The sequence below is a fragment of the Weissella bombi genome (assembly GCF_900094835.1).
Classification (GTDB): Bacteria; Bacillota; Bacilli; order Lactobacillales; family Lactobacillaceae; genus Weissella; species Weissella bombi.
Map to the genome: position 1 here is coordinate 1 of NZ_FMAO01000029.1, position 1,866 is coordinate 1,866.

A 1,866-nucleotide genomic window follows, 5' to 3' on the forward strand; every position below is an offset into this window, starting at 1 on the left:
TCAAGCTTAATGCTTGAAGACCCTACACATTTGTTCTATCGAAACGATATTCAGTTTTCAATGATCAACGTCGTTGTCTCGTTGACAACTTAATCAATAATACAGAACCTAAACGAATTTGTCAACATGTTTTTTAAAACATTTTTCAAATTCATATATTGTTTAATGCAAAATCATTGCATAAACATATATCATAAATGAACTGATTATTAATATTGGTGTCTCTTACAAAAGACAACTTTTATATAATACCCCCTTTCGAAACATAATGCAAGTGTTTTTATCAACTTTGTTTATAATAATAATATTTATTACGTGTTATACTAATTAAAAGATATTATACAGATTAAGGATACAGGTATGTCAAACAAAAACAATAAAATAGATGCCGAACAATTTTTAGCAATGCTACTGCAATACAGTCGTGATTTTCACTATAACCACATTAACGTTAGTGTCCGTTTGAACAGAAATCCTGCTTATACACGACAAGTGATGAACATTAAATTAAAACGAATTTCCAAAAAGTATGGTAATGACGAACGCTTGTACGCTGCAATGACTGCGGACGAAGGACAGGCCTTTCTTTCACTAATGAATAAGCTTAAAGAAGAAATGTTTGCTAACTTTAGTGAAAAAATAACTTGGCATACTGACTTACTAGATAGAAATGAACAAGAATTTGGATACCGTCAAATCAGAGAACGTGATCAATATAATAACTTAGAGTTCGAAATCAAACTATAGGTATATAACTATTAAAAAATACGAAGCGCTAGTAATTAGTGCTTCGTATTTTTTTAATCTACTGGTACTGGATGTTGTGCCGTATATAGTGCTGCAATAATACCATGTGCAACCGAAACGTTTAACGAACGAACTGATCCTGTTTGTGGAATATAAATCATTTCATCAGCTGCTTCTATCAACTCATTTGCCAACCCAATTTGCTCTTCACCAAACAAAAAAACACTCTTTTTTGGAAATGCCACATCAAAAACATTATGTAACTCATACCCTGGCGTATTATCTACGGCATAAATTACGTATCCTTCATCATGCCACTTATTAAATAACGTCTGATAATCCAAAATACGATGATGACTAATATGTTCATAATGTTGTGCACCTACTGCACCTTTTTTATTCCATTTTTTTGCACCTTCTTCATTTTCCTTATCCATCGGATTATCTGGATTCAAAAAAACAATTTCTCGCCCAGAAAAAGCATTGTGATTACGAACAGCTGTTGCTTTATTAAAGTCATGACTTAAATTTTGAAGAACAGTAATCATATCACCACGTCGCTGATCTAACGCTTGCATAATTTCACTATTAGTCATTCCTTTAAAATCAGCACCTAAATTACGGTAATCGATGCTATTTTCTAAATTAATATCACTCATTATGTACCTCTACGTATTATTATCTTAACTTATTATACCTAAACCTTTTTACTTTTTCATTTGGTAAATAAACAATTATGCTTCCCACAATCTAAAAAAGGCACTAACCAACAAAGATTATATTTCCTACATCAAATATAAATTCTCATATCACTGAATTTATTCGATAACATTCAGCTATCAATAACCATTTCTTATAACGGCTTATTATTGCTCTATATAACGAATCACAATATAAGTTAATTCATACAAACAGTGAATTAAAAAATTAACTATATAAATGGACTAAAATAAGATAATAACCTCATAAACAATTATCCTATTTTCATATCACAAAAAAAGACTCACATTTTACTGTGAGTCTCCTAAATTTGCATCGCGACGTCCTATCCTCGCAGGAGGCGATCCTCCAACTACTTTTGGCGCTACTGAGCTTAACTACTGTGTTCGGTATGGGAAC

General features: G+C 31.6%; 2 protein-coding genes and 1 rRNA gene. 1 reads left to right on the plus strand and 2 read right to left on the minus strand.

Annotated features, from left to right (window positions below):
- Window positions 1-360 precede the first annotated feature (360 nt).
- Window positions 361-747, plus strand: a complete 387-nt coding sequence (locus GA0061074_RS09050) for a hypothetical protein (RefSeq protein WP_092464122.1) — start codon at window positions 361-363, stop codon at window positions 745-747.
- 53 nt (window positions 748-800) lie between these two features.
- On the opposite strand, the gene GA0061074_RS09055 is transcribed toward GA0061074_RS09050, so the two are convergent.
- Together GA0061074_RS09055 and rrf are read right to left on the minus strand one after the other, a co-directional pair.
- Window positions 801-1,406, minus strand: coding sequence for a TrmH family RNA methyltransferase (locus tag GA0061074_RS09055; protein ID WP_092464124.1), 606 nt, complete (start codon window positions 1,404-1,406; stop codon window positions 801-803).
- A 373-nt stretch (window positions 1,407-1,779) separates the two neighbouring features.
- Window positions 1,780-1,866: ribosomal RNA gene (rrf, locus tag GA0061074_RS09060) — 5S ribosomal RNA — on the minus strand; the annotation flags it as partial.

Excerpts from the sequence above, each read along its gene's own strand:
- GA0061074_RS09050 (WP_092464122.1), top strand. The coding sequence starts at position 361 with ATGTCAAACAAAAACAATAAAATAGATGCCGAACAATTTTTAGCAATG.
- GA0061074_RS09055 (WP_092464124.1), bottom strand. The coding sequence starts at position 1,406 with ATGAGTGATATTAATTTAGAAAATAGCATCGATTACCGTAATTTAGGT.